The 2108-nt window shown below is 67.7% G+C and carries 1 protein-coding gene; it reads left to right on the top strand.

The genetic code is table 11. The annotated features are described in order from the left end of the window. A partial coding sequence (locus ABD901_RS58405) for a condensation domain-containing protein (protein WP_345144988.1) occupies positions 1–2108 on the top strand: 2108 nt, incomplete at both ends.

The following is a 2108-nucleotide window of genomic DNA, read 5'->3' as shown; positions in this document are numbered from 1 at the left end:
ACGGCAGCCGCCTCTACCGCACCGGCGACCTCGCCCGCTGGCAACCCAACCACCACCTCGACTACCTCGGCCGCGCCGACCACCAAATCAAGATCCGCGGGCACCGCATCGAACCCGCCGAAATCCAGCACGCCCTCACCACCCACCCCGCCATCACCACCGCCGTCGTCACCGAACACAACCAGCAGCTCACCGCCTACCTCATCGGCCCCGACGGCCTACCCCCGACCGACGAACTCCGCGCGCACCTGCACCGCACCTTGCCCGACCACATGATCCCCACCCACTACATCGAACTGACACACCTCCCACTCACCGCCAACGGCAAACTCGACCGCAACGCCCTGCCCGCCCCTGACAGCACCCGGCCCGATCTCACCGCCACCTACCAACCGCCCACCACTCCCACCGAAGAGCTGCTCGCCGGCATCTGGGCCGAACTGCTCGGCTTGGACCAGGTCGGGGTCAGCGACAACTTCTTCGACCTGGGCGGGCACTCCCTGCTGGCCACCCAGGCAGTCACGCGCCTCGGCATCGGCCTGCCGCTCGCCGCGCTCTTCGACCACCCCACCATCAAAGACCTCGCCGCCACCATCGACACCACCACCAACACCAGCGTCGGCGTCGTGCCGATCACGCCCGCCGACCGCAGCCAACCACTACCCCTGTCCTACGCCCAGCAACGCCTCTGGTTCCTGCACCAACTCGACCCCAACTCGACCGAATACCACGTCCCCACCGTCATTCCCCTCCCCGACACCACCGACCCCACGACCGTCGCCGACGCCCTGAGCACCATCGTCGAACGCCACGAAATCCTGCGCACCCGCATCATCACCGACCCTGACGGCATCCCGTACCAGGTCATCGACCCACCAACCCCGTTCCCGCTGCAGACCACAGCCGACACCGACACCCCCTTCAACCTCGCCACCGGCCCCCTCATCCGAGCCGCCCTCATCGACCAGCGCCTCCTCACCATCACCGCCCACCACATCATCACCGACGAATGGTCGGACCGAATCCTCCGCCACGAACTCACCACCCTGCTCAACCACCAACCCCTCCCACCACTGCCGACCCAGTACGCCGACTACGCCACCTGGCAACGCCACCACCTCACCACCGACACCCTCAACACCCAACTCGACTACTGGCGGACCCAGCTCGCCGACCCGCCGGTCCTCGAACTGCCCACCGACCGGCCCCAACCGGCGGTGCGCTCGACCTCCGGCGACGCCGTCGAGTTCCTGATTCCCGACCACGTCACGGCCGGCCTGCGCGACCTGTCACGCCGCCATGGCGCCACCCCGTTCATGACGTTGATCGCGGCGTACGCCGTGCTCCTCGGGCGGTACACCGGACAAGACGACATCCTCATCGGCACCCCCGTCGCGAACCGCGAACCGGCCGAGACCGAGGCGCTCATCGGGTTCTTCGTCAACACCGTTGTGTTGCGCAGCCGGCTGGACGATGACCCCACCTTCACCGAGCTGCTCGTCAGGACCCGGACCACCGCGCTGGAGGCCTTTGCGCACCAGGACGTGCCGTTCGAGCAGGTGGTCGACGAGCTCGTCCGTGACCGCAGCCGGTACCGGAATCCGTTGTTGCAGACGGCGTTCAATTACGTCCAACGTCGCCCGGCCGAGCGCACCCCCGCCGCCGAGCTCACCGTGAAGATCGACCTGAGCGTCACCGTGGCGGACATCGACGGCCAGCTTGGCGGGGCCTTGCAGTACAGCACCGCGGTGTTCGACCGCTCGACGGTCGAGCGTATGACCGGTCACCTGCTGAACCTGCTGTACGCCATCGTCGACGACCCCGACCGTCCACTGTCGCAACTGCCGATTTTCGGCGGTCAGGGCCAGGACCAGCTAGGGGCGACCGCCTTTGCCAGCGTGCACGAGCTGATCGCGGCGCAGGCGGCAACCCGCCCGGACGCGATCGCCGTGGTCTTCGAGGACTCCTCGATGACGTACCGCGAGCTGTTTGAGCGTGCTGTGCGGTTGTCGGGTCATCTGCGGGGCTTGGGGGTCGGTGCGGAATCGGTCGTCGGGCTGTGCCTGGAACGCGGCAACGACGTAGTCGTGTCGATGCTGGCGGTGTGG

Origin of the sequence: Dactylosporangium darangshiense, assembly GCF_039537565.1 — a bacterium.
Lineage (GTDB): Bacteria > Actinomycetota > Actinomycetes > Mycobacteriales > Micromonosporaceae > Dactylosporangium > Dactylosporangium darangshiense.
Note: the sequence above shows the minus strand (reverse complement) of the source record. Positions and strands in the feature narration are given on the sequence as shown.